Annotated in this window: 20 protein-coding genes and 1 other RNA gene; 10 read left to right on the top strand and 11 right to left on the bottom strand. The window is 41.6% G+C overall.

What is annotated here, in order from left to right; all coding sequences use genetic code 11:
• Positions 1-70: 70 nt before the first annotated feature.
• The 4 genes from RM556_RS00915 to ssrA all read right to left on the bottom strand — a co-directional run bounded on the left by RM556_RS00915 (position 71) and on the right by ssrA (position 3,076).
• Entirely contained in the window at positions 71-901 is an 831-nt protein-coding gene (locus tag RM556_RS00915) for a hypothetical protein (RefSeq protein ID WP_311373642.1), read from the bottom strand.
• Between the two features lie 96 nt (positions 902-997).
• Positions 998-1,255 (bottom strand): hypothetical protein, encoded by a 258-nt coding sequence (locus tag RM556_RS00920; protein WP_311373643.1) that lies wholly within the window; start codon positions 1,253-1,255, stop codon positions 998-1,000.
• A gap of 11 nt (positions 1,256-1,266) precedes the next feature.
• Positions 1,267-2,520: an integrase domain-containing protein gene (locus tag RM556_RS00925; RefSeq protein WP_311373644.1), complete on the bottom strand. Its 1,254-nt coding sequence runs from the start codon at positions 2,518-2,520 to the stop codon at positions 1,267-1,269.
• 198 nt (positions 2,521-2,718) lie between these two features.
• Positions 2,719-3,076: a transfer-messenger RNA gene (ssrA, locus tag RM556_RS00930) on the bottom strand.
• 188 nt (positions 3,077-3,264) lie between these two features.
• Between ssrA and RM556_RS00935 the strand changes: the two genes are divergently transcribed.
• A complete protein-coding gene (locus tag RM556_RS00935) occupies positions 3,265-4,488 on the top strand; it encodes an NADH:flavin oxidoreductase/NADH oxidase family protein (protein ID WP_311373645.1) in 1,224 nt (407 codons plus the stop codon).
• A 25-nt stretch (positions 4,489-4,513) separates the two neighbouring features.
• Here RM556_RS00935 and smpB read toward each other — a convergent pair whose 3' ends face one another.
• Complete coding sequence (gene smpB / locus RM556_RS00940) at positions 4,514-4,984, bottom strand: SsrA-binding protein SmpB (protein ID WP_311360076.1); 471 nt, start codon at positions 4,982-4,984, stop codon at positions 4,514-4,516.
• 115 nt (positions 4,985-5,099) lie between these two features.
• Between smpB and RM556_RS00945 the strand changes: the two genes are divergently transcribed.
• Both RM556_RS00945 and RM556_RS00950 read left to right on the top strand, forming a co-directional pair.
• Positions 5,100-5,531 (top strand): SRPBCC family protein, encoded by a 432-nt coding sequence (locus tag RM556_RS00945; RefSeq protein ID WP_311360077.1) that lies wholly within the window; start codon positions 5,100-5,102, stop codon positions 5,529-5,531.
• The gene (locus RM556_RS00950) at positions 5,531-5,890 is read left to right on the top strand and encodes an RnfH family protein (RefSeq protein ID WP_311360078.1); all 360 of its coding nucleotides are present in this window, start codon (positions 5,531-5,533) and stop codon (positions 5,888-5,890) included. The genes RM556_RS00945 and RM556_RS00950 overlap by 1 nt, the downstream gene beginning before the upstream one ends.
• A gap of 18 nt (positions 5,891-5,908) precedes the next feature.
• Here RM556_RS00950 and RM556_RS00955 read toward each other — a convergent pair whose 3' ends face one another.
• Entirely contained in the window at positions 5,909-6,721 is an 813-nt protein-coding gene (locus RM556_RS00955; protein ID WP_311360079.1) for a pyruvate, water dikinase regulatory protein, read from the bottom strand.
• A 203-nt stretch (positions 6,722-6,924) separates the two neighbouring features.
• Between RM556_RS00955 and ppsA the strand changes: the two genes are divergently transcribed.
• Positions 6,925-9,300, top strand: coding sequence for a phosphoenolpyruvate synthase (gene ppsA / locus RM556_RS00960; protein ID WP_311360080.1), 2,376 nt, complete (start codon positions 6,925-6,927; stop codon positions 9,298-9,300).
• 316 nt (positions 9,301-9,616) lie between these two features.
• On the opposite strand, the gene RM556_RS00965 is transcribed toward ppsA, so the two are convergent.
• Entirely contained in the window at positions 9,617-9,772 is a 156-nt protein-coding gene (locus tag RM556_RS00965) for a hypothetical protein (protein ID WP_311360081.1), read from the bottom strand.
• Positions 9,773-10,036: 264 nt separating this feature from the next.
• Between RM556_RS00965 and RM556_RS00970 the strand changes: the two genes are divergently transcribed.
• Positions 10,037-13,108, top strand: coding sequence for an FAD-binding and (Fe-S)-binding domain-containing protein (locus tag RM556_RS00970; protein WP_311373646.1), 3,072 nt, complete (start codon positions 10,037-10,039; stop codon positions 13,106-13,108).
• Between the two features lie 40 nt (positions 13,109-13,148).
• On the opposite strand, the gene RM556_RS00975 is transcribed toward RM556_RS00970, so the two are convergent.
• The gene (locus RM556_RS00975; protein WP_311360083.1) at positions 13,149-13,433 is read right to left on the bottom strand and encodes a hypothetical protein; all 285 of its coding nucleotides are present in this window, start codon (positions 13,431-13,433) and stop codon (positions 13,149-13,151) included.
• A 221-nt stretch (positions 13,434-13,654) separates the two neighbouring features.
• On the opposite strand from RM556_RS00975, the gene RM556_RS00980 reads away from it, so the two are divergent.
• From RM556_RS00980 to fusA, 4 genes are all read left to right on the top strand, one after another.
• Complete coding sequence (locus RM556_RS00980; RefSeq protein WP_311360084.1) at positions 13,655-14,548, top strand: transcriptional regulator GcvA; 894 nt, start codon at positions 13,655-13,657, stop codon at positions 14,546-14,548.
• Positions 14,541-14,975, top strand: coding sequence for a DUF423 domain-containing protein (locus RM556_RS00985; RefSeq protein WP_311360085.1), 435 nt, complete (start codon positions 14,541-14,543; stop codon positions 14,973-14,975). Before RM556_RS00980 ends, RM556_RS00985 begins: the two co-directional genes overlap by 8 nt.
• Positions 14,962-16,083, top strand: a complete 1,122-nt coding sequence (rlmM, locus tag RM556_RS00990) for a 23S rRNA (cytidine(2498)-2'-O)-methyltransferase RlmM (RefSeq protein ID WP_311373647.1) — start codon at positions 14,962-14,964, stop codon at positions 16,081-16,083. Before RM556_RS00985 ends, rlmM begins: the two co-directional genes overlap by 14 nt.
• Before the next feature lie 168 nt (positions 16,084-16,251).
• Positions 16,252-18,339 carry an elongation factor G gene (fusA, locus tag RM556_RS00995; RefSeq protein ID WP_311373648.1) on the top strand — a complete coding sequence of 696 codons (2,088 nt, stop codon included), beginning with the start codon at positions 16,252-16,254 and terminating at the stop codon, positions 18,337-18,339.
• A gap of 101 nt (positions 18,340-18,440) precedes the next feature.
• Here the strand turns inward: fusA and RM556_RS01000 are convergent, their stop codons facing one another.
• From RM556_RS01000 to RM556_RS01010, 3 genes are read right to left on the bottom strand one after another with little or no spacing between them, the layout of a single operon-like run.
• Positions 18,441-20,444: a DUF3488 and transglutaminase-like domain-containing protein gene (locus RM556_RS01000; protein WP_311373649.1), complete on the bottom strand. Its 2,004-nt coding sequence runs from the start codon at positions 20,442-20,444 to the stop codon at positions 18,441-18,443.
• Positions 20,445-21,413 (bottom strand): DUF58 domain-containing protein, encoded by a 969-nt coding sequence (locus RM556_RS01005; protein WP_311360089.1) that lies wholly within the window; start codon positions 21,411-21,413, stop codon positions 20,445-20,447. It lies immediately after the preceding gene.
• Between the two features lie 10 nt (positions 21,414-21,423).
• The gene (locus RM556_RS01010; protein ID WP_311360090.1) at positions 21,424-22,335 is read right to left on the bottom strand and encodes a MoxR family ATPase; all 912 of its coding nucleotides are present in this window, start codon (positions 22,333-22,335) and stop codon (positions 21,424-21,426) included.
• 150 nt (positions 22,336-22,485) lie between these two features.
• On the opposite strand from RM556_RS01010, the gene pgm reads away from it, so the two are divergent.
• Positions 22,486-24,129 (top strand): phosphoglucomutase (alpha-D-glucose-1,6-bisphosphate-dependent), encoded by a 1,644-nt coding sequence (gene pgm / locus RM556_RS01015; RefSeq protein WP_311373650.1) that lies wholly within the window; start codon positions 22,486-22,488, stop codon positions 24,127-24,129.
• The last annotated feature ends 46 nt before the right edge of the window (positions 24,130-24,175 follow it).

Below are 24,175 nucleotides of genomic sequence, written 5' to 3' on the forward strand. Positions count from 1 at the left end.
AACGAATCGTAATTGCTGTCCGAACTAAAAGAACCGCAATTGCGGTAATGATTCAACTAGTTGCGGTATTTTATTCCATTGATTTAGTGGCTGTTCCAAAAATCTTTTCTATGTTTCTCTTCTTAAGCCCCCATTCATTCGGATGCCTTTCCTGAATTTCTAGCTGAATGGCATTTCGCTTTAAGCTTAATTTATCTTCAATAATTCCGAGCAGTGCAAAAATTACTTTGTATGTAGATTCAGGTACAGAGACAATATCCTGATTCGGTGTTTCTTGACTGAGACCTGCATCAATTCCTTCTGTGCTCTTTTTCAGTAAAGCAGCATCCAAATGGTGCCTTTTTCGCAGTTGGTCAATTAAGTCAGAAACCGAACCTAACCTTATTTTCTTTAAGTAGAACATATCGTCTTTTTCAAAAGTTAATATATTACAATGATTCTTGCTAACTTCTAAAAACAGCTCTCTAAAAACTCTATGGTCAATTGGGACCCCCAAAAACAACAAAGAATCTAGGAGTTCGAAAAAGTCATAAAACCTATTTTCATCTTGGATAAGGTCACGAGATGAATCAATTAAATAACCTCTCGCATCAATTAAATAAGTTTCTTGATGAGTGTACTCACAGAATTGGGCGTGAGTATTATATTCAAACTCATCATATGGGTTGTAAATTTTTCGGGTACTGACCATCCCGCTCAAAAAGGCTGTGTGTGGTTGCGTGGAGGATTCATCGGCAAATAATTTATAAATTCCATTTACGCTGTAGTATTCAGTTAATAGTTCCTCAGTTATCATTTTCTCAATATCTTTTGCAGAATTATCAATATATTTGCAAAGCGCATTTGAGAAAAATGTTCCGTTAATAAATACGGTGTCATTTATTATTGTTAATTCGCTCATAAACTATTTACCCCTCATAAACCCCTAAATAATTCGCCTAGCCAAGCCAATAGGGAATTGGCCGTTCGGGAGCTACCCTAGACTAGGCAAAACTGATTAATGGACCTTGTGTTCTTTTATGTAGTTTCTCGCTTCAACTATGAAACTGTCTAATTCTTGATCATGGCCTAAAGTGTCACCAATCAGTTGATTCATGACTATTTGCAAGTTGGGTCGATGCGGTTTCTCGATATTATAAGCATCAACAAGCGTCTTGTAGTCAGTAAAGGTCGCTTTCTTGCCTTCCTGCTGATCAAGTAAACAGAACTGTATTGCATGTTCGCCGAATAAGATTTCATTGTTTTCAATTTTCATGGTTTTTCCTACTAGTTATTAACGATTCTAAGGGTTTTACTGCTTGTTGATATCATGATACTTCCACGTGCGGCATCTTCAATATGTTGTGACCACCAAGCCATAATTTTGCGTCTACGTTCTAAATAGTCGCCTCTGTTGTAAGCTCTGCGGACTGTGTTGCTATCTAAATGAGATAGGCATGTTTCTATTATTTCTGGATCAAAACCTTGCTCATTAAGCGTTGTACTGGCTATTGAGCGTAAACCATGAGCGACTAACTTTTTATGGTAGCCCATGCGCTTTAATGCCATGTTAGCTGTTGATGGGTGTGTGTGGTTTTTGGGGTTTCTATCAGCAGGGAACAGAAATTCTCTGTGTCCTGATATGGGTTTTAGGTAACCAAGCAAAGAGAGAGTTTGCGGCGTCAATGGCACTCTATGTTCACCGTTTTCACCTCTTTTCATTCTATGCTCTGGGATTACCCAAATTTCTTTATCGAAGTCTATTTCATCCCATCTTGCGCCAGCGGCTTCACTCGGGCGAACCATTGTGTGTAATTGCCACTCAATTAGGCATCTAGTAATTGTTTTGATACTCGCCCGATTGATATCACTTAATAAGTCAGGCAGCTTTGTAATTTCGATTGTAGGCAAGTTCTGAGGCTTAGGGTTATCAAAAGCGTGTCTTATTCCTGCAAAGCTATTGTGTTCTAAAAGGCCAGTATTTACAGCAAAAGTCATTACCTCATTAATACGCTGACAAACTCGCTTAACCATTTCTAGCGAACCTTTAGCGGCTAATGGCTTTAGTATTTCAATAACCTCTCGATTGGTTATCTCTTTAATAGGGCGATCAGCTAGGTCGGGTAATACGTGAATTTCTAATGAGCGTTTAATGTCAGTAGCATGATCAGAAGAAACCTTACTGCCTTTGACTATTATCCAATCATCCATGACAGATTTAAAAGTGGTCAATTTATCATCAAGGGTTTGACGCTGCTTTTCTTCTTTATGCGCTTTAGGGTCAATATTGTCTGAAATTAATTCTCTAGCCTCGTCACGTTTATTTCTTGCGCGAGTGAGTGAAACGGTAGGGTAAACACCAAATGACATTGATTGACGTTTTTTAGTAATTGGGTTGGTGTAAATAAAACGCCAATCCATAGTACCGGTCGGTTTAACTCGAATGAACAAACCGCCACCATCAGAAATTTTAAATTCTTTTTCTTTTGGCGCCAATTTCTCTAATTGAGTCTTTGTCAGTGGTAATACTTGTTTTGGCATTTGTTGTGGCCCTAGCTTTTCGTTTTTGTGTCTGGGGCTACAACAATGGGCCACATAAAAAAGAAAGTCAACGATGCAAAACGAATGGTAGGATTTATGAAAAGGAAATAAAAAACCCCCTAAGCCTTGATTTCTCTTGGTTTAGAGGGTTCTTATTGGTTCGTTATGAACCGTTTAGAATATTTAATTCTAAGAATGTGGTGGAGCTGGCGGGAATTGAACCCGCGTCCAGAAAGCGTCAACCGTTGGTACTACATGCTTAGTTTGTCTTTTATTTAATCCTACGGACCCCGACAAACAGGGTTCTTTCGGACTGGCCTAATACTATTTCGCGGTTCAGCCTTAGACAAGCATCCCTCGCTAGGTCATTAGTATGACCTTCCGAACCTCAGCTAGTGACCAAAGCTTGAGTGGAAGGGCCTATGCAGGTTATTAAGCTGCTAGTGCGTAGTTTTCGTCGTTTGCGACTATTTTTTTGCGGTTTTTTAAAGAGGCCAACCGCACCTCTGCATGCACCTCAAGCATCATTGAATCCTGTCGAATCCAGAGCAGCCCCGAGATAGTGTTGTAGTATAACACTTTTGTTTGGCTAAAACAGCTTGTTTTGCTGACTGAGGTTCTTTTTGTTGCTATTTAAAGCTAAGTTTATTCATATACTTATATTAGTGTATTTATATTTGAACTTGAATTTCCCACACTTAGTGGCATTGTTTAATCCATTACTTCTAAGGTCTTTAAGTCAACATGAATGCATTTACGCCGTTTCAGTTTAATTGTGGTATTGAAGTTAAAAATCGCTTTGTAAAATCCGCAATGGAAGAGAATATGTCCGAGCCGAATCAGTTACCTGGTACAGCCCTAAAAAACCTCTATGCTAGTTGGGCGAAAGGGGGAGTAGGTCTTATCATTACCGGTAACGTTATGGTCGATAAGTTAGCTATGACTGGGCCTGGCGGAGTTGTGCTTGAAAAAGATACGCCGGTCAAAGCATTCAGAGAATGGTCTGAAATAGCAAAACAGAATGATACTAAAGTGATCATGCAGATCAATCACCCTGGTCGACAAGTTTTTAAAAAAATGGGTGGTAAAGTCCTTTCTCCATCAGATGTAGCACTTGATATGGGCAAACATAGCGGTTTGTTCACCGCACCCAAAGCAATGACTGAAGAAGAGATTCAAGATGTGATACAGCGTTTTGAAAATACAGCCTTACGTGCACGCGATGCAGGTTTTGACGGTATACAAGTTCACTCAGCTCATGGTTATTTGTTGAGTCAATTTTTATCACCTTTAACCAATAAACGAAATGATGAATGGGGTGGAGAGCTAGCAAACCGCGCTAGGCTATTGCTCGAAGTCATTCAGCGAGTAAGAATAGCCTGTGGTACCGACTTTATTGTGTCGGTAAAGTTAAATTCTGCTGATTTCCAACGAGGTGGATTTGACGTTGAAGATGCTATACAAGTGGTGAAATGGCTAAACGACAGTAGCTTAGATTTTATTGAGTTATCTGGCGGTTCATATGAAGCCCCCGCAATGCAAGGCAAGAGTGGTGACGAACGAACGCTTGCCAGAGAGGCCTACTTTTTAACGTTTGCAAAGCGCATTGCTGAACATAGTAACATTCCTGTGATGACCACGGGGGGAGTAAAACGATTACCTGTTGCTAACGAAGTGCTCTCAAGCGGCATGGACTTAGTCGGTATTGCATCTGCCTTAGCTTATGATCCTGCGTTGGTTAACAAATGGACCGTCAACGCAGACTTTGAGGGTTTTATCCCGAACACTGGCTGGAAAGATAAAACCTTGTCGGGATTAGCCAATATGGCATTGGTGAAACGACAACTTAGGAATCTTGGCAAGGGCAAACGCCCCAGTCGCTCGAGCAGTCCTTTGATCAGTTTGATAATTGACCAAATAAGAGCGGCAAAGTTAACTAAGCGCTATCGAAAGCAGTTTATTGATTAAACAGGTAAACAGCGCACGCGAAACCTTATGCGCTGTGTTTCATCATTCTTTCTTTTTGTCTCGCCCAATCACGATCTTTCACTGTGTCTCGCTTATCGTGTTCTTGCTTCCCTTTAGCGAGTTGAATTTCTAACTTCACCCAGCATGCCTTCCAATACATAGCTGTTGCTACAATGGTTAAACCTTTGCGATCTAGGCCACCCATTAGCTCTTCAATTTCTCGCTTCTTCAAAAGTAACTTGCGTACCCTAGTTGGGTCGCTAATAACGTGCGTAGAAGCTTGGTTGAGAGGCATTATATTAATATTGCTCACGTAGGCTTCGCCGTCTTTGATAAAAACGTAACTGTCTGTGATGTTCGCTTTGCCTGCGCGAATACTTTTGACTTCCCAGCCCTGTAATTGCAGACCAGCTTCAAACTTGTCAATAAGATGGTATTCATGTCGCGCTCTTTTATTAAGTGCGATTGTATTGTTAGTATTTTTAGATTTTTTCATAGGCGTATTATATCAAGGTTCTCGGGTTTGTCTTTATGTACTTGATTTTTCGTTCTGTTATTCTTAAGTATCAGTGATAAACTACACGTAATTTAGTAAAGGTAGCTCGTAATTAATGCCCAGTATTCAGCGAAATGCACTTGTAGCCTATAGTGCAAATCAGATGTATGAACTTGTAAATGATGTCGAATCCTATGATCAGTTTTTGCCAGGATGTGAGAAGAGCTCTGTGCTTGAAGAAAGCGACTCTCATATGTTGGCTACGATGGTGCTATCTAAAGCGGGCGTGCGGCAAACCTTGACGACAAAGAATACCTTAGTAAAGGGGGCGTCTATCGAGATGGATTTATCTGACGGTCCTTTTAAGTCTTTAAGCGGTGGTTGGCGTTTTACTCCTCTATCAGATGAAGCCTGCAAAATTGAATTAAATCTTGATTTTGTTTTTACCAACAAATTAGTTGAGTTAGCATTTGGCAAAATATTCAATTCCTTGGCTAACAATATGGTAAACGCATTCAGTCAGCGTGCGAAGGAAGTGTACAAGTAATGGACAATGCTATTGAAATTGAAGTGGTTTACGGATTGCCAAACAAGCAAAGTTTGTTAAAAGTCAGTGTGGAAGCGAATTCAAGTGTAGAAGATGCTATTAACACCTCTGGTATACTTAGTTTACACCCAGAAATAGACTTAGAGAGCAATAAAGTAGGCGTTTGGAATAGAGTATGTAAACTTACGCAAAACCTTTCAGACGGGGATCGAATTGAAATTTATCGTCCTTTGATTGCAGACCCAAAAGAAGTACGTAAACGCCGAGCTGAAAAAGCCAAAGAAGAGGGCAGGGCCGATAAGGTAACAGGCGGCCGACCTAATTCACTTAAAGCAAAAGAGCAGCCAACTGATAAATAGTGATGCGGCCTACTAAGTTCAGTACTTTCTTCGTTGTAAGCCCGTGGTTGCCAATATTTTTGCCGATATTTCTTCAATAGAGAATTTGGTGCTGTTTAGAAACGGTATCTTCTCTTTTCGATATAAATTTTCCACTTCTCTAAGTTCCATTCGACATTGCTGCATAGATGCGTAACGACTGTTGGCTTTGCGTTCTGAGCGTATTTGATGTAATCGATTTGCATCAATGGTTAGCCCAAATAGTTTCTTCTGAAATCGTCTTAGAGTTGCCGGTAGTTTTAAAATATCGCCCATGTCATCTTCTGTAAATGGGTAATTTGCCGCCTTAATTCCATACTGTAGTGCCAAATATAAACTGGTAGGCGTTTTCCCCGAGCGTGATACACCGACTAGAATAATGTCAGCTTCATGGTAATCTTTGAGGTTACTTCCATCATCATTTGCTAAAGCATAATTTACGGCTTCAATTCGAATATCATACGTTTTTTCATGGATACTATGTGTGCGATGTTTTTCTGGTTTAGAAGGCAAACCGATGACCTTCTCAAGAGGCGCAACAAACTGGTCTAAAAAGTTGTAATTAATACCCACCGATTGACTCATTAATTTGCGAACATCGCTATTTACCATCGTATAAAAAACTAATGGACGGTCTCCACTTTCTTCAAAATGCTGTTTTATCTTTTCTAAGACCTCAAGAGCATGTTGTTCTGTTTCAACAAAAGGAATGGTGATATGTTGAAATTCTGTGGGAAATAAAGACAGCAAAGCGTGCCCAAAAACTTCTGCGGTAATGGCTGTACCATCTGATATGTAAAAAGCGGTGCGCACAACATCTCCTTAACATTGTTGTAAATTAATTACGAAAATAAATTAAATTTTACTTTCTTATGAGGGACAATTTAGAATCCCGACTGCGGAAAGTAAACAGTAATTTACAGCTGTGTACTATCGCATGAAATTAATCATACCTTGTTACAACAAAACGTGACAAAAAACTTATCGGCAATTAAACAAGCTGGAGGCTTTAAGCAGTGCAAGAATACGTACTTTGGTATCAAGAATTGGGCATGGATGATGTTAACCGTGTGGGTGGTAAAAATGCATCATTGGGAGAAATGATATCAAACCTGTCGAATGCAGGTGTTCAAGTACCGGGAGGATTTGCAACAACATCACACGCATTTAATCAGTTTCTAGAACAAAGTGGAGTTGAAGCTAAAATACACGATGTTTTGGATGCTTTGGACGTTGATGACGTCAATGCGCTTGCTGAAGCGGGCAAGAATATTCGTCAATGGATACTCGATACGCCGTTCCAGCCTGAACTAGAGGCAGAAATTAAATCTGCCTTTACTCATCTTCAGGGTGAAGCTGGCGATGAGGCATCTTTTGCGGTTCGTTCATCTGCAACAGCAGAAGATATGCCTGACGCTTCTTTTGCAGGGCAGCAGGAAACCTTTCTAAATGTGAAAGGGTACGAGTCGGTGTTAGTTGCCATCAAGCACGTGTTTGCTTCGCTGTTTAATGACCGCGCTATTTCCTATCGCGTACACCAAGGTTATGACCACAAAGGCGTTGCGCTTTCTGCAGGTATCCAGCGCATGGTGCGCAGTGATATGTCATCTTCAGGCGTCATGTTCACTATTGATACCGAGTCTGGTTTCGAAGACGTTGTGTTTGTAACCAGCTCATTTGGGTTAGGCGAAATGGTTGTTCAAGGCGCTGTGAATCCTGACGAATTCTATGTACACAAGCCAACCCTAGATGCTGGTAATCCCGCTATCGTTCGCCGTAATTTAGGTAGTAAATTAGTCAAAATGATTTACTCGGATGACCTTGAGCACGGAAAACAAGTCGAAATTGTTGATATTGATAAAGCCGATAGCATGCGCTTCTCTCTTAACGATGAAGAAGTCATGGAACTCGCTAAACAAGCCCAGACGATTGAAAAGCACTACGGCCGTGCTATGGACATTGAGTGGGCGAAAGATGGTATCGATGGCAAGCTATACATTGTGCAAGCAAGACCTGAAACTGTGCGCAGTCGCGAAGACATGCAAGTCATTGAGCGCTTTCAATTGACAAGTGATGCAACCAAGATTGTTTGTGAAGGTCGTGCGATAGGGCACAAAATAGGTGCTGGTAAAGCGAAAGTACTAGGTTCAATCGCTGAGATGGACATGATTGAAGTGGGCGATGTGCTGGTCACCGATATGACCGACCCAGATTGGGAGCCTATCATGAAGAAAGCCTCAGCGATTGTTACTAATCGTGGTGGCCGTACTTGTCATGCCGCTATTATTGCGCGTGAAATGGGTATTCCTGCGGTTGTTGGTTGCGGCAATGCTACCGATAGTATTGAGACTGGTGATGCGATTACCGTGAGTTGTGCTGAAGGTGACACCGGTTATATCTATAACCAAGAACTAAACTTCGAAGTCATTACCTCACGCATAGATTCTATGCCTGATCTACCTCTGAATATTATGATGAACGTCGGTAACCCAGACAGAGCATTCGACTTCGCGCGCTTACCGCATGAAGGTGTTGGCTTGGCTCGTCTTGAGTTTATTATTAACCGAATGATTGGTGTTCACCCTAAAGCACTATTGAATTTCGATGAGCAGCCTGAAGAGTTGAAAGACGAAATTTCAGAAATGATTGCTGGTTATGAATCACCTGTAGAGTTTTATATTCAAAAATTAGTTGAAGGTATTTCGACGATTGGCGCAGCATTTTCACCGAAGAAAGTGATTGTGCGTATGTCAGACTTTAAGTCAAATGAGTACTTTAATCTGGTAGGTGGTTACCAATACGAGCCAGACGAAGAAAATCCAATGCTAGGTTTTCGCGGTGCAAGTCGCTACATCTCTGAAGATTTTAGAGACTGTTTTGCCTTGGAATGTGAAGCGATTAAGCGTGTTCGAAATGACATGGGCTTAACCAATGTAGAGATCATGATCCCATTCGTTCGCACATTGGAAGAGGGTGAAAAGGTCATTGAGTTGTTAGCCGATCAAGGACTGGTAAAAGGAGAGAATGGACTGCGCATTATTATGATGTGTGAATTGCCTTCAAACGCCTTGTTAGCAGATCAGTTCCTCGACATTTTTGACGGTTTCTCTATTGGTTCTAATGACTTGACACAGCTAACGCTTGGTTTGGATAGAGACTCAGGTTTGATTGCACATTTATTTGATGAGCGTAACCCTGCAGTGAAAGCCTTACTTGCGATGGCGATCAAAGCAGCGAAAGCACGAGGCAAGTATGTTGGTATATGTGGTCAGGGACCATCTGACCATGAAGACTTTGCAGCTTGGTTAGTCGAACAAGGAATAGACTCTGTTTCTCTCAACCCTGATACCGTTGTTGAAACATGGTTATACTTAGCTGAAAAGCATGGTTAAACTTGTGTAAATCTTAAAGGGCCTCACGACAGAAGCCAAAACAAGGGCGCAGTGAAAATGTATTCACCGCGCTCTTTTCGTTTTAGCTCATTTGGATCTGCGTAGATAAAAAAACATGTTTCATATTCGTGATTGTGTTCTCATGCCGTTATGAACTTTATGAAGATGAACCAACGAGAATTTTATGGGCGAGCGCTTGTTCATATCACAGAGCTAACATTTGATCGTGTTGGGTTGGCACAAGCCTTAACAGTAAGCTATTCGATAAATGTGAGCACTGCGATTAAAAGAAGAGATTTATTTGTTTAACACTTGCTTAGTGTTGAGCTTGCTCTTCTTGTATGAGTTTATATAACTTCTTGGTCTTAACCACTTTGCAGCCCATAGAGCCTTCAACGGTCTTGCGGCCTAGATATGCTACGGGAGCATAGGGGTGACGTTTCTTTAATAACTTTTTGAAAAATTTCTTCATTTCTTACTCCAATTCTTGGGTGCCTGTTGCGCAATAGTGTGGCACGCCTTTATTTCTGTCCTCTCATTAAACTATCGGCAGAAGAGATAATAACCTAATTAGGTATAAATTGCTATATTTAAATTCAGGTGGCGGGACAATTGACTTATTGTTAAGGGCTTTGCTTTTGAGAAAGATATAAGAAAAATTAAAATGGTCCATAAACCGACTAGAGCATTTTTAACGTAGTAGATATACTTGAGCTTGCTTAAAAGGAGAGCTTAGTTGACAGCATTACCTATCTTATCGCCCCGAGACACTATTAACGCAGATGTACGGGCATTTTTAGACCACTTACGCGAGAGCAAGTACGCTGGTGACATTGAGTTTAGCTATGCTAGTCGATTAGCGGTTGCTACTGACAACAGTATTTACCAACAGTTGCCACAAGCTGTGCTGCACCCACGAGGCACCGACGACTTGGGCTTAATTGCCAGTATTGCATCGCAGTGGCCTAGTGTCAGTTTTAGTGCCAGAGGAGGCGGCACAGGGACCAATGGACAGTCGCTAACGCCTGGTGTGGTTGTTGATACCTCGCGCTATATGAATAAGATTCTGGAGTACAACGCTGACGAGGGGTGGGTTAGAGTACAGTCAGGCGTGGTAAAGGATGCGTTGAACGATTATCTACGGCCCATGGGATATTTCTTCTCTCCCGACTTATCGACTAGCAATAGAGCGACCGTGGGTGGCATGATAAGCACTGACGCATCAGGCCAAGGCAGTCTTGTATATGGTAAAACCAGTGATCATGTATTGGGTTTGCGTTCAGTCCTTGCGAATGGAGAGCTTATCGAGACTCAGCCAATCTCTGTAGAGCAAGCGAAGGAAATTGCAAACGAAGAAAGTAGTCTCGGTCGAATTATGCGCCAAGTGCTGGCGACAGCGATAGATAAACGACAGCAAATTCTAGCTAAATTCCCGCGTTTAAACCGATTCTTGACCGGATATGACTTGGAACATGTGTACAACGATGAAAAGCAGACAATAGACCTCAGTCGCTTGATAACGGGTGCAGAAGGTTCTTTGGCCTTCGTTGCTGAAGCCAAGTTAAACATAACTAAAATTCCGAAATATACTGCACTGGTGAACGTCAAATATGATTTGTTTGAGTCCGCCTTGCGTCATGCTCCCAGTATGATTGAAGCAAATGCAACCTCGGTTGAAACCGTTGATAGTACTGTACTGAATCTTGCACGAGCGGATATTGTTTGGCATAGCGTAGCTGACTTAATCACTGATGTAGAGGGTAAAACCATGTTGGGTTTGAACATGGTGGAATATAACAGTGATGACAAAAATGAAATAGAAGCCAAAATTGCGAGCTTATCTGAATCGCTAAGGCAATCTGCTGAAAATGGTGATGATGGTGTCATCGGTTTTCAAGTGACCTATTCGCGCAGTGATATTAATAAAATTTATGGCATGCGCAAAAAATCGGTAGGTTTGCTAGGCAAAACGAAAGGTAGCCAAAAACCAATTGCATTTGCCGAAGATACGGCGGTGCCGCCAGAAAACCTCGCTGACTTTATTATGGAGTTCCGCGACCTTTTGGATAGCCATGGTTTACAATATGGTATGTTTGGTCACGTTGATGCGGGCGTTTTACACGTGCGCCCGGCCTTGGACCTGTGTGATATTGAACAAGAGCTGCTCGTCAATACAATTTCCGATCAAGTCGTTGCCTTGGTTGCAAAATATGGCGGATTGATGTGGGGAGAGCATGGCAAAGGCTATCGCAGTGAATATGCCCCCGCGTTCTTTGGCGAAGACTTATACATCGAGCTTCGTAAAATCAAATCTGCCTTTGACCCATTGAACAAAATGAATCCTGGTAAAATATGTACGCCATTAGATTCAGATGCAACTTTGGTCAAAGTAGCAGATACAAAACGAGCGACGTTTGATCGCACCATACCAATTGCGTTTAAACAAGAATTTGAGCCAGCTATGAGCTGCAATGGCAACGGTTTATGCTTCAATTATGACACCAGCTCCCCAATGTGCCCATCAAGTAAAATTACGTCTGACAGACGCCATAGCCCAAAAGGTCGAGCTGGACTCATACGGGAATGGTTGCGTTTACTTAGTCGTGAAGACGTTGATTCCACCGCACTGACTTATAAACAGTTTCATAGCTCTTGGTGGCAAAAGCTACGTAATGGCAAGAGTAAGCAAGCTGACTTTTCACATGAAGTATTTGAAGCGATGAACGGTTGCTTGGCCTGTAAATCATGCTCTAGCCAATGTCCGGTCGGTGTCGATGTGCCAGACTTCAGAGCGCGCTTTTTATCAATTTATTATCAGCGTTATGCTAGACCATTGAAGGATTACTTTGTTGCCAACGTTGAAACACTCGCGCCAGCGATGGCTAAGTTTCCACGTTTTTTCAATTTCTTTTTAGATGCAGGTGTCATAAAAGGGGCGATACGCAAAACGATAGGTTATGTGGATGCTCCCTTGTTATCGCAACCAAATCTGCGTGTAAGACTGGAAAACGTAAACTGCGACAAAGACCTCAAGATCTTGAAAAGTATGAGCGAGCAAGACCGCAGTAAACACGTTGTGGTGGTGCAAGATCCTTTTACCAGTTTCTATGATGCAGAGTGCGTCGAGCACCTAGTGAAAGTCATACAGGCTTTAGGCTTGAAACCCGTATTGTTGCCGTTTTCACCGAATGGTAAAGCGCAGCATGTGAAAGGCTTTCTGGATAGATTTGAGAAAACAGCGAGCACGACTGCAGGGCTACTGAATGAAATAGCATCCTTGAATCTTCCGATGATCGGAATTGACGCTTCTCTAGTCCTTTGTTATCGAGATGAATATACCAAAATATTAGGTGATAGGAGGGGTCATTTCGAAGTCTTAACAGCAACAGAGTGGCTGTCTAATTTAGCTGCTCCACAAAAAGCCAAATTGTTAGCTGCAGGCAGCAGTGAAGGCAATGACCTAAGAGATAAACAGTACAATTTATTAGCGCACTGTACTGAAAAAACAGCCCTTCCTAAAAGTGAACAACAATGGCAAGACGTGTTTCGTCAGGCAGGTTTGAATTTACAGATAAAAGCGGTTGGTTGTTGTGGTATGGCTGGAACCTATGGGCACGAATTAGAACAACTTAATAATTCAAAGGGGATTTATGACCTCAGTTGGTCTGGCGTAGTACAGCAATCTAAAGTTGATAATCAAGAAATACTAGCGACTGGGTATTCTTGTCGTAGTCAAGTAAAGCGTTTTGAATCTGAGCGTCCTAAACACCCCATTGAAGTGCTCTCTATGGCGCTACAGCAACAATAACTACATAGGCTGGGGGATCCCAGCCCGTGTCATTATTTGTTTATTCTTCTGATAACGTTTTATCTGAACGGCTTTGTTCAGAGTTCCGTGCAAAGAAGCTTCTTTTGTATTCAAAAGGCTTGCCGGCCAACATCGTTTTTATATCGCTTTCAAATTGGATTTTAGCGAATTCTAACGATTGCTGTTCTAGCGAGTTATCGATTAACTGCATCGTAATCGTTTTGTCTTTAACAAGATCCTTGTTAATGTCGTTTTGTGCATTTACCGTCCCTGTAAATACGCTAAGTACTGAAAGTACCGTCACTGCTAATAGTTTAAGTTTCATCTTTGTTGCCTTAATTTAGTTAATTACTTTTTGCTTTCCATTGTTAAAAAAATATTAAACTATTGTAAAAGCTTTATTCCTTTAAAATACAATAATTTATTCCTTCTAACAGACAGGAATATTAGGCTAAAAATTTCAACAGAGATAATGATAAAAATTCAGCTTATTAATTAGATAAACTAATGTATAATGCGCTAAAGAAAAACAGCAGGTGACCGACAATGCCAAAACGACTTCCTCCTCTCAATGCTTTAAAAGCCTTTGAAACGGCAGCCCGGCATTTGAGTTTTACAAAAGCGGCAGAAGAACTCTTCGTGACACAAGCAGCGGTGAGTCATCAAATAAAATCATTAGAAAGCTATTTATCAACGAAATTATTTTTACGCAGAAACCGAACTTTATTGCTAACTGAAGAAGGGCAATCCTATTTTATGGATTTGCGAGATATATTTTCAAATCTACAGGATGCAACGGACCGCTTACTTGCGCTAGGTTCAAAGGGCGCTATTACAGTCGCCGCACCACCAAGCTTTGCGAGTCAGTGGCTGGTTTCAAAAATAAGCCAGTTTTCTATTTTGCATCCAGATATAGACGTGCGAATTAAAGCCGTTGATTTGGATGACGGATTTCTTGATGAAACGGTCGATGTTGCCATTTATTACGGGAAGGGAAAATGGCCACGGGTTGAATCTATTAAACTACATTCAGAATACCTAACGCCAATGTGTTCACCCATTTTATTGCAAAAGGGCAAGCCATTAGACTCACTCGAAGATTTAAAGCATCACCTCCTCTTGCACGATAGCAGTCGAAGCGCTTGGAAAAATTGGTTAAAGCACTTCCAAGTTAACGGCGTTAATGTAAATCAGGGACCCATGTTCAGCCATACCATGTTAGTCTTGCAAGCGGCTTCGTTGGGACAAGGGATCGCCTTGTCTACGTCAGTGTTGGCAAAGCCTGAAATTGAAGCGGGTAGGTTGATTTGTCCATTTGAGGAATCTTTCGAAAGCAAAGACGCATTTTATTTAGTGTGTCACCAAGGCCAATCTGAAGTAGCAAAGATTCAAATTTTTACTGACTGGATGTTAGCGCAAGTGGAGAGTGATAATGGATGAACAATACAATGATACAAGCTTAGAACTTGCAATAAAGGCGCGCTTTGCGATGATATTTGGCGCGCTATATCTTTGTTTAGGCATCATTTTAGGGGCCTTCGCTGCGCATGCCTTGAAAGGCAGCCTGAACGACTACCAATTAAGTATTATGCAAACAGGCGTAAAATATCAATTGGTGCATGGTGTCGCTTTGCTAATCATTGGCGTTTTAATACTATTTAGCCAACAAGTGGCTGGTCTAAAGGTTGCTTTATTGCATGCCAGTTCAATTGCTTTAGTCTTTGGCATTTTTTGTTTTTCGTTTTCTCTTTACGCTATTGCAATTTTCGATGCTTCGATGTTGGGCATTATTACGCCAATAGGCGGCATGGCTATGATTATCGCTTGGTTACTATTTATGCTTGGAGTGTATCGTGCAGGAAAATAAGCTTAAAATTGCAGCCAGTAAATCGATGCTTTTTTATTGTCGAGAAGGCTATGAAGCAGACTTAGCTGCAGAGCTTGATATGCTAAGCGCCAAAGAAAATCTTTACGGCTATGCTCAATTCATACCAAAAAGTACGCTTGTTCATTACCATTTTTATGCGGAATTAAGCCAAGCACAAATGCGCTCAGCAATTGCGCTTGATGACCTCATATTCGCAAGAACCCGCTTAATACATTTTGATAGTCTGACGTTTTCGAATCCTCACGATCGTGTTTCTAGTGTCCTTGAATACCTACGTGAAAACTCTCTGCTATTGGATGGTATGTTTGGCGACGTATTTGCGGAGCACCCTGATCATGAAGAGGGGAAACAGCTCGCCAAGTTTTGTAAGAAGTTTCTCGTTCCGCTGAGACAAGCGATGCGAAAGCAGGGGAGTTTGTCTGCTAAACCAAATACGGGTTTACCCTACTTACATTTATATTTTACGCAAAGCAATGAATGCTTAGTCAATATTTCTGTACCGAAGAATAGAAATTCGGAGCCCATGGGCATCATGCGATTGAAGTCGCCTGCCGATGCACCAAGTCGTTCAACACTCAAGCTAGAAGAAGCGATTCGCTTGTTTTTAAGTAAACAAGACCAAGCTAATTGTTTTCAAAAGGGCATGACTGCTGTCGATTTGGGAGCCTGTCCCGGGGGGTGGACGTATCAACTAGTCATCCGCGGAATCAGAGTCGAAGCCATAGACAATGGCGAAATGGCTGATTCACTCATGGCAACGGGTATGGTCGACTATCATGCGGCTGACGGTTTTGTTTATCAGCCCAAAGACGGCCATGTGGATTGGTTAGTTTGCGACATGATAGAAAAGCCAGAAAGGGTAGCAAAGCTGATGCAAACATGGTTACTTAAACGACTCACAACAAGTTGTATATTTAATTTAAAGTTACCAATGAAGCGCCGTTTTCAAATTGTTGATGAATTGCTGAATGAGATTAAAAACTCTCTGGAAAAGCAGCAAATTGACTTTAAAATGCAGGCTAAACATCTCTACCATGATCGTGATGAGATAAGCGTGATTATTCGCACTTCAACACATTTAAGTTAGTTAAAACAATTATTTATGATTATATTCTGTATCGACGGGAGGTGCGGAATAAGCATGGGTTTACTACCTTTCATAATTCTTTTTCAAGAATCGAATGAAAAGTGTGTAAATTCGTTGCAATAATCTATATAATCCGCCCCGATTTTTTAGAACCTATAAAGTGGAAACATGTCAGATTTAGCACATTACAGAAACATAGGTATTTTTGCTCACGTTGACGCGGGTAAAACGACCACGACAGAACGAATTTTGAAACTCACCGGTCAAATACATAAGACGGGTGAAGTACACGACGGTGAATCAACTACCGACTTCATGGAACAAGAAGCAGAGCGTGGTATTACCATTCAATCAGCAGCGGTAACTTGTTTTTGGAAAGATCACAGATTTAACGTTATCGATACTCCAGGACACGTTGACTTCACTGTTGAAGTATATCGTTCTCTTAAAGTACTTGATGGCGGTATCGGTGTATTCTGTGGTTCTGGTGGTGTTGAGCCACAGTCAGAAACTAACTGGCGTTATGCGAATGACTCAGAAGTAGCGCGTATTATCTTCGTTAACAAATTAGACCGTATGGGTGCTGATTTTTACCGTGTTGTTAAGCAGACGAAAGATGTACTAGCGGCCAACCCGTTGGTAATGGTATTGCCTATCGGTATTGAAGATGAGTTTGTGGGTGTTGTTGACCTCTTAACTCGTAAAGCATACGTTTGGGATGATACTGGTCTTCCTGAAAACTACTCAATCGAAGATGTTCCTGCTGACATGGTTGATAAAGTAGAAGAATATCGCGAAATGCTGGTTGAGACTGCTGTAGAGCAAGACGACGACCTAATGATGGCATATATGGACGGCGAAGAGCCTTCCATTGAAGACCTTAAGCGTTGTATCCGTAAAGGTACGCGCACAATGGACTTCTTCCCAACGTATTGTGGTTCTGCATTTAAAAACAAAGGTGTTCAGTTAATTCTTGATGCCGTTGTTGATTACTTGCCAAGCCCGACAGAAGTTGATCCTCAGCCACTGACTGATGAAGAAGGTGAGCCTACAGGACGTCATGCAATCGTTTCCGCTGATGAAACATTCAAAGCTTTAGCGTTTAAAATAACAGATGACCGTTTTGGTGCGCTCACTTTCGTGCGCATATACTCAGGTACGCTCAAAAAAGGCGATACGATTTTGAATTCTGCTACAGGTAAAACTGAGCGTATTGGTCGTATGTGTGAAATGCAAGCTGATGACCGTAACGAGCTAGATAAAGCGCAAGCGGGTGACATCATTGCAATCGTCGGCATGAAGAGTAACGTACAAACTGGTCACACTTTATGTGATCCGAAAGACCCAATCATCCTTGAAGCGATGGTATTCCCAGAGCCTGTAATTTCAATTTCGGTTAAACCGAAAGATAAAGGTTCAACTGAAAAGATGGGTATTGCAATCGGTAAGATGGTTGCTGAAGATCCTACCTTCCGTGTAGAAACGGATGAAGATTCTGGTGAAACTATCCTATCTGGTATGGGTGAGTTACACCTAGATATCAAAGTAGATATTTTGAAGCGTACTTATGGCGTTGAGCTAGAAGTTGGTCAACCGCAAGTAGCTTATCGTGAAACGATTACGAAAGAAGTTGATGATTCTTATACGCACAAGAAGCAGTCTGGTGGTTCTGGTCAATTTGGTAAAATTGATTATAAAATCCGTCCAGGTGAGCCGAACTCAGGTTTCACATTTAAGTCTGTCGTAGTTGGTGGTAACGTTCCTAAGGAATTCTTCCCAGCAATCGAGAAGGGCTTTAAAGGTATGATGGACGAAGGCACCATGGCTGGCTTCCCAGTATTGGATGTTGAAGTTGAGTTGTACGATGGTGGTTTCCACGCCGTGGATTCATCTGCTGTAGCATTTGAAATCGCAGCGAAAGGTGCTTTCCGTCAGTCTATTCCGAAAGCGGGCGTTCAGTTGATTGAGCCAATCATGAAAGTCGACGTGTTTACGCCAGACGATCATGTAGGTGACGTAATCGGTGATTTGAACCGTCGTCGTGGAATGATCAAAGACCAAGAAGCTGGCGCAACTGGTGTTCGCATCAAAGGTGATGTGCCACTTTCAGAAATGTTTGGTTACATCGGTTCACTACGTACAATGACTTCAGGTCGTGGTCAGTTCTCTATGGAGTTCTCACACTACAACCCTTGCCCGGCAAACGTTGCTGAGTCAGTTATCGAAGAAGTGAAAGCGAGAAAAGCTGCTAAATAAGCTGCTTATAGAAAGAATCAAAAAACCCAGCTAAGGCTGGGTTTTTTTTGACTATAATTTCTGTAAAGAGAGGCGGTTAGTGACGAGTCATTTGATATTCACTATGATTTTTGTGAGCTATTTTCTAATACCATCAAATGTTTATGCAGACGTTGTTTGACTGCTGAAAAGTCTTCAAGTTGTTGCTGTTGCGCATACTTCCATTGGTAATAAGACTTCACCATGAATGAAAGTGCCGCGCTAGAAGGTTTATCCAGATGGGGAGCTACGCGGTTTGAAAACTGTAATAATGTTTCGCCATCATCTTTTGTATGGCCCTGCTTTTCAATAAGTGCATATAATCCTTTGAGCCAATATTGGTCTTCATTGAGCTTTGTTTTCTTTCTTGGTATGAATAACAAAAAGATAAATAGACCAATGACGACAAAGCTTCCGATGAGGGCGTAAGAAAATGTTTGTGCATTCATACTACCGAAAATTCGTTTTAGTAAGAACTTTTGCGATTCTTGATTGTAACTGAGTATCGACTGACTCCAAGTATGGTCTATTTTAGCCATCAATAGTCTGACTTTGTTAAAGAAAGCATACTCTTGTAAATGTGATAACGAGAACGGGGTCTTTTTCATAAACTCTTCTCTGTTTTCAATCGAGCTCAATAGGCCCGAGAGAACGCGGTTAGGCGCCACAATCGCCGTGGGGTCTAACCTAGTCCATCCGGCTGATTTGTCCCAAGCTTCTACCCAGGCATGAGCATCGTATTGATGAACGCTAATAACGTTACCAGATTGTACTTCTCCACCTTGGTATCCCGTTACAATCCGAGCGGGTACATTTGCCAACCTCAGCATATAGGTAAGGGCCGAAGCATAATGCGAACAAAATCCGACTTGTTCTTCAAATAAAAATTGGTCGATCGGGTTGCTTTGCATCAGTGGTGGTGACAATGAATACTTGAATGGCTTTGAACGAAAAATATCATTGAGTCTCGCAATCTTCTCCTGTGTGCTCATACTGGGGCTTATATTCTTTAGGACAAACTCCACGGTCTCAGGATTGCCAGTATTTGGCACTTGTAGATATTGAGAAGTGTCTTCATAACCAGCATAGATATTCAAAGGTTGTTCTACAAATGAGCGCAATGCATACAAGCCTTTTGTATACAGTGGACTAGAGCTACTCAACTGAAATTGCTGATTGGTTTTTAAGGTTTGCGTACTAGTACCTTGAACTAAAACTGGAATGTCTAAAGAGTATAGCCAAGTGGTTGAGGTCGGCTCCGCTATCACTATGTAGTCTAATGACTTACCGGTGAAGGTCACAGATGGCGGCCCCTGAAATGCCTTGGACCGTTCGGATAGTGACCATGTTTTACCATCAAATTCATCCAATACAATCGCACGCCAATAAGTGTCCTGTGGTTTTGGCAACGCATTGTCAAACTCTGCACGGAAGACCAGTTCGTCTGATTTTGCTAGGTTGGCAATATCGCCAGGGGTCATCGTCTCTGATAAGCCTGTTTGATTCGATTTATTAACTGGCATTTTCCATAGTGGGGATAGTTTCGGTGTGACAAAAAATAAAATAACAGCAATGGGAATGGTCTGTGCTAATAACAGAAGCGTCTGTTTTGCGTATTTTCGAAAGGATGTGTCGCGAATTTTAATCGCATGCAGCGTACAAAATAACAGAATGACAATCACGCCGTAAAATAGGCTGTAAGCAAGGCTTTGATGAAAAATAAGTCCACAACCGACTAAGAACAATTGAATCGACGCAACCATTTGATAATCGCCGGTATGGTGTAGATTTAGAATTTTTAAGCAACAGGAAACTACCAATAAATTGATCATCGTATTGAGAAGACCAAAATCCTTAGCTAACCAAACCAGAATGGCAATGCATAGCATTGCCATAAGATTGAGTAAACTGTTTTTCAGTGGCGGGCTATTATTGTGCGCTTTGTAAGCGGTTATTGAAAAAGAGCATGCGCATAGAACAAGTACCCATCCCATCATCGGTGACAGCAGTGACAGAATTAATGCTGTGAATGTACCCAAGCATAAAAAAGCGGCATAACTCCGATTGTGAACTTTGATCCTTTCCATTTAAGCCACCCAATCAGTGTGTTTGTAGAGGGCGATTGCTTCTAAACATTGTGTTTGATGAGCGTGCCCTTTACTTGGCATAATTTGCTGATTGCCGATGCTTAAACCAAAGCACGCATCCTGAGTGCCTAATTCAATAATTTGATATGACAGTAATGACAATGCTTGTTCAACGTCACCTTGAAGGTAGTCATTGAAATACAACCAACCATTCAGTGCCGCGTTTTCATTAAAATCACGAGTGAGCAGGCCTTGACCTTTGGCGAAGTGTTTCCAGGAGACATGATGAATTGGATCGGTATCTCGGTACTCTCTTAACCCTTGTAGATCATCACTATTCACTTTGTTGTTTTTACTCTTACCCGCCTTGCCTTGTTCATTTTGTTGTCGAAGCTTTAATGGACCCGCTAGAGGAGTGGGGTAGACAGTCAACTTGTCAGGCACAGTCAGATGTGTCCAACAGCGAAATAAGCCAAAAGGAAAGATACTTTCTATCGATAATCTACCAATAGTATGTCGACCCCTCTTAAAGCGGCCTAATGAAACAATGTTGGCATCATCGTCTAAATATTGAAACATAAATGGTGTTTTTCGGTAGGCTGCAATATTTGATAGAGCATGAAGTTGCGACCGGTTTGGTTTATGTTTTAAGTGTAAATTTACGCTAGCATCTTGGTTAGCAAAGTTAGCTTGCAGTGGTGAAAAACTAATATGGTATTGAACAAAGCTGACGTAACTATGAAACATGGATAAAAGCAAAATAGCGAAGACAAAATAACAAAACATCAAGATAACGTTATTCTGGTAGTTGGTGCCAAGTATAAATAAGCAAAGCATAAGGCCAGTCATAGCCCAACCGAATCGAGTAGGCAATATAAAGGTATTATTTACATCCAGTTGATACTGATTGCTAGGAGGTATTCGTTTCGTTAACCATTTGTCTAGCCTTGTGCTCGCCCAGCTACTCATTCTGTGTACCTTATGCGGCCATTGGATCTACTTTTTTTAATACTTGCTGGCTCAAAGAGACAGTTGCGCTTGCGAACTGATCTTGGCCGCGTAGGCGATGCTCTGTGACCGCTGAGAAAATAAATTGCACATCTTCTGGTGTAACAAAATCACGTTGCTCAATAAAGGCACATGCTTGTGCACAATGGTAGATTGCTTTAGTTGCTCGTGGTGAAAGGGGGTTAGGATAGTCTTGATTATCTCTGGTGATATTCACCAACGCTAATATGTAATCCACCACGGCTTCACTCACGACTATATTCGCTACGGCATCTTGTATTCTCAACAAGGTGTCGGTGTCTAACACAGGACTCGTTTGTTTAGGCATTTGTTCTTCAAGCAGCATTTCTTTCTCAGCAGCAAAATTTGGAAAACCTAAGGATAGCTTCATTGTAAACCGATCGATCTGCGATTCAGGAAGCGGGTAAGTACCAGATTGAAAAAGTGGATTTTGTGTTGCGATTACAAAGAAAGGTTGCGGTAAGTCATAACTCTTTCCATCAACACTCACTTGGCTTTCCGCCATTGCTTCTAGCAAAGCACTTTGTGTCTTGGGACTTGCTCGATTGATTTCGTCTGCTAACAGAACTTGATTAAAAATAGGCCCTGGATGGAAGCTAAATTTGTGTGTATCTGGTTCATATATATTCACGCCCAACATATCGGCAGGCAAGAGATCTGAAGTAAATTGCACACGTGCATATTGCATGCTTAAAACAGAAGCTAAACATTGGCTCAAGGTTGTTTTGCCCATTCCTGGGAGATCTTCAAGAAGTAAATGACCTTTTGACAACAAACAGATGAGTGCAAGTTTTACTTGCTCATCTTTACCTTTTATTTGTTGACGTATTGCCTCAATACACTGACTTATCTCTGTTTGCATTGAATAGTATTCTCCTGTTGTAATACCATGAGTGTAGAATAATTGCCTAAAAACTACTTCAATATGATTAATACGTACGTATGTATGTTTTATGCAAAATACAGCGTATTATAAAAATGTGACTAACCAAATACGTTGAAAAGGAACCCAATGAGCCTTAATCCAATGGCTGGAAAGCCCGCTTTACCTGAACAGTTGATTAACGTTGCGCGTTTAATATCTGATTACTATACGAAGATCCCTAATCTTCAGATCCCAGAACAACGCGTCGCTTTTGGCACATCTGGCCATCGAGGTTGTTCGTCGCTTGGGACATTTAACGACACACATATCGCCGCGATTGCACAAGCGCTAGCCGAGTATCGACAGGGCAATGGTATTTCAGGACCTATCTTTATAGGGATGGACACACACGCTTTGTCCGAGGCGGCGATTACGACATCTATTGAAGTACTTGCGGCGAATGATGTAGATATTGTTATTCAAGAAGATAATGGTTATACGCCTACGCCCGTTATTTCTCATAAGATCCTGACTTACAATAAAGGACGAAAAACTGCGCTGGCTGATGGCGTTGTGATTACTCCTTCGCATAACCCGCCTTCAGATGGCGGGTTTAAGTATAATCCACCACATGGTGGTCCAGCTGATTCCGACGTAACGACGATAATACAGAATCGCGCAAATGAGTTAATTGAGGCTGGCAGTAAAGGCGTTAAGCGCACAAATATTGAGGAGGCGATGAAAAGTGGCAAGGTAACCAGCATTGATTTTTCGGAGGCGTATATCAATGATTTAGATAAGGTCATTGATATGCAAGCTATTGCTAACGCAGGCTTAAACCTTGGTACAGATCCTCTAGGTGGTTCGGGTATTCACTATTGGGATAAAATTGCTAAAAAATATAAGCTAAACATTGAAGTTGTAAACCAATCGCTTGATCAGCAGTTCAGCTTTATGCACTGCGACAAAGACGGCAAGATTCGCATGGACTGCTCTTCTGCAAGTGCGATGGCAGGTTTGATAGCACTCAGAGATCAATTTGACTTAGCCTTTGGTAACGATCCGGACTTTGATCGCCACGGTATCGTCACACCGACAGCCGGTTTGATGAACCCAAATCATTATTTAGCGGTTGCTATCAATTACCTATTTCAACATCGGCCGCATTGGCCATCGACTTTGCAAGTAGGTAAAACACTGGTGTCGAGCAGCATGATTGACCGTGTTTGTGCAACGCTGCCTCGCGAGTTGACAGAAATGCCTGTGGGCTTTAAATGGTTCGTTGAAGGCCTGAACAACCAAAACATCGGGTTTGCAGGCGAAGAGTCAGCGGGCGGTATTTTCCTGAGAATGGATGCCACTCCATGGGCTACCGATAAAGACGGTTTTATAATGTGTTTGTTAGCGGCAGAGATGAAAGCAATTACGGGGAAGGACCCCTCGCAACTGTATGCTGAGTTAGTTAGCGAGTTTGGCGAGCCGAGCTACACCCGAATTGATGTTGCAGCAAGTTTAGAAGAGAAGACTAAATTGTCGAATATGGACGCTTCCGTTGTTAAAGCAACAGTATTGGCGGGTGAAAAAATAAGTAATATACAAACGCATGCACCAGGTAATAATGCCGCTATTGGCGGTTTAAAGGTGAGCACCGAAAATGGTTGGTTTGCAGCCCGACCTTCAGGCACAGAAAATGTCTATAAAATATATGCCGAAAGCTTCTTGGGACAAACGCATTTAGACTTGCTAATTAAGGAGGCTAAAGAGCTTGTTGGAGAAGTGTTAAATGCTTAGTTGTGTGATTTTGGTGAATGTCATGTAAATAAATTGTAATAAATTT

It is taken from the genome of Alteromonas sp. W364 (genome assembly GCF_031846205.1).
In the GTDB taxonomy this organism is placed as follows: domain Bacteria; phylum Pseudomonadota; class Gammaproteobacteria; order Enterobacterales; family Alteromonadaceae; genus Glaciecola; species Glaciecola blandensis.

What these genes read in the sequence shown, in the direction of transcription:
- RM556_RS00985 (WP_311360085.1), top strand. Translation starts at nt 14,541, where the DNA reads ATGGATGAACAATACAATGATACAAGCTTAGAACTTGCAATAAAGGCG.
- RM556_RS00925 (WP_311373644.1), bottom strand. Translation starts at nt 2,520, where the DNA reads ATGCCAAAACAAGTATTACCACTGACAAAGACTCAATTAGAGAAATTG.
- RM556_RS00965 (WP_311360081.1), bottom strand. Translation starts at nt 9,772, where the DNA reads ATGAAGAAATTTTTCAAAAAGTTATTAAAGAAACGTCACCCCTATGCT.
- RM556_RS00920 (WP_311373643.1), bottom strand. Translation starts at nt 1,255, where the DNA reads ATGAAAATTGAAAACAATGAAATCTTATTCGGCGAACATGCAATACAG.
- fusA (WP_311373648.1), top strand. Translation starts at nt 16,252, where the DNA reads ATGTCAGATTTAGCACATTACAGAAACATAGGTATTTTTGCTCACGTT.
- smpB (WP_311360076.1), bottom strand. Translation starts at nt 4,984, where the DNA reads ATGAAAAAATCTAAAAATACTAACAATACAATCGCACTTAATAAAAGA.
- pgm (WP_311373650.1), top strand. Translation starts at nt 22,486, where the DNA reads ATGAGCCTTAATCCAATGGCTGGAAAGCCCGCTTTACCTGAACAGTTG.
- RM556_RS00950 (WP_311360078.1), top strand. Translation starts at nt 5,531, where the DNA reads ATGGACAATGCTATTGAAATTGAAGTGGTTTACGGATTGCCAAACAAG.
- RM556_RS01000 (WP_311373649.1), bottom strand. Translation starts at nt 20,444, where the DNA reads ATGGAAAGGATCAAAGTTCACAATCGGAGTTATGCCGCTTTTTTATGC.
- RM556_RS01010 (WP_311360090.1), bottom strand. Translation starts at nt 22,335, where the DNA reads ATGCAAACAGAGATAAGTCAGTGTATTGAGGCAATACGTCAACAAATA.
- RM556_RS00945 (WP_311360077.1), top strand. Translation starts at nt 5,100, where the DNA reads ATGCCCAGTATTCAGCGAAATGCACTTGTAGCCTATAGTGCAAATCAG.
- RM556_RS00915 (WP_311373642.1), bottom strand. Translation starts at nt 901, where the DNA reads ATGAGCGAATTAACAATAATAAATGACACCGTATTTATTAACGGAACA.
- RM556_RS00980 (WP_311360084.1), top strand. Translation starts at nt 13,655, where the DNA reads ATGCCAAAACGACTTCCTCCTCTCAATGCTTTAAAAGCCTTTGAAACG.
- RM556_RS00935 (WP_311373645.1), top strand. Translation starts at nt 3,265, where the DNA reads ATGAATGCATTTACGCCGTTTCAGTTTAATTGTGGTATTGAAGTTAAA.
- RM556_RS01005 (WP_311360089.1), bottom strand. Translation starts at nt 21,413, where the DNA reads ATGAGTAGCTGGGCGAGCACAAGGCTAGACAAATGGTTAACGAAACGA.
- RM556_RS00975 (WP_311360083.1), bottom strand. Translation starts at nt 13,433, where the DNA reads ATGAAACTTAAACTATTAGCAGTGACGGTACTTTCAGTACTTAGCGTA.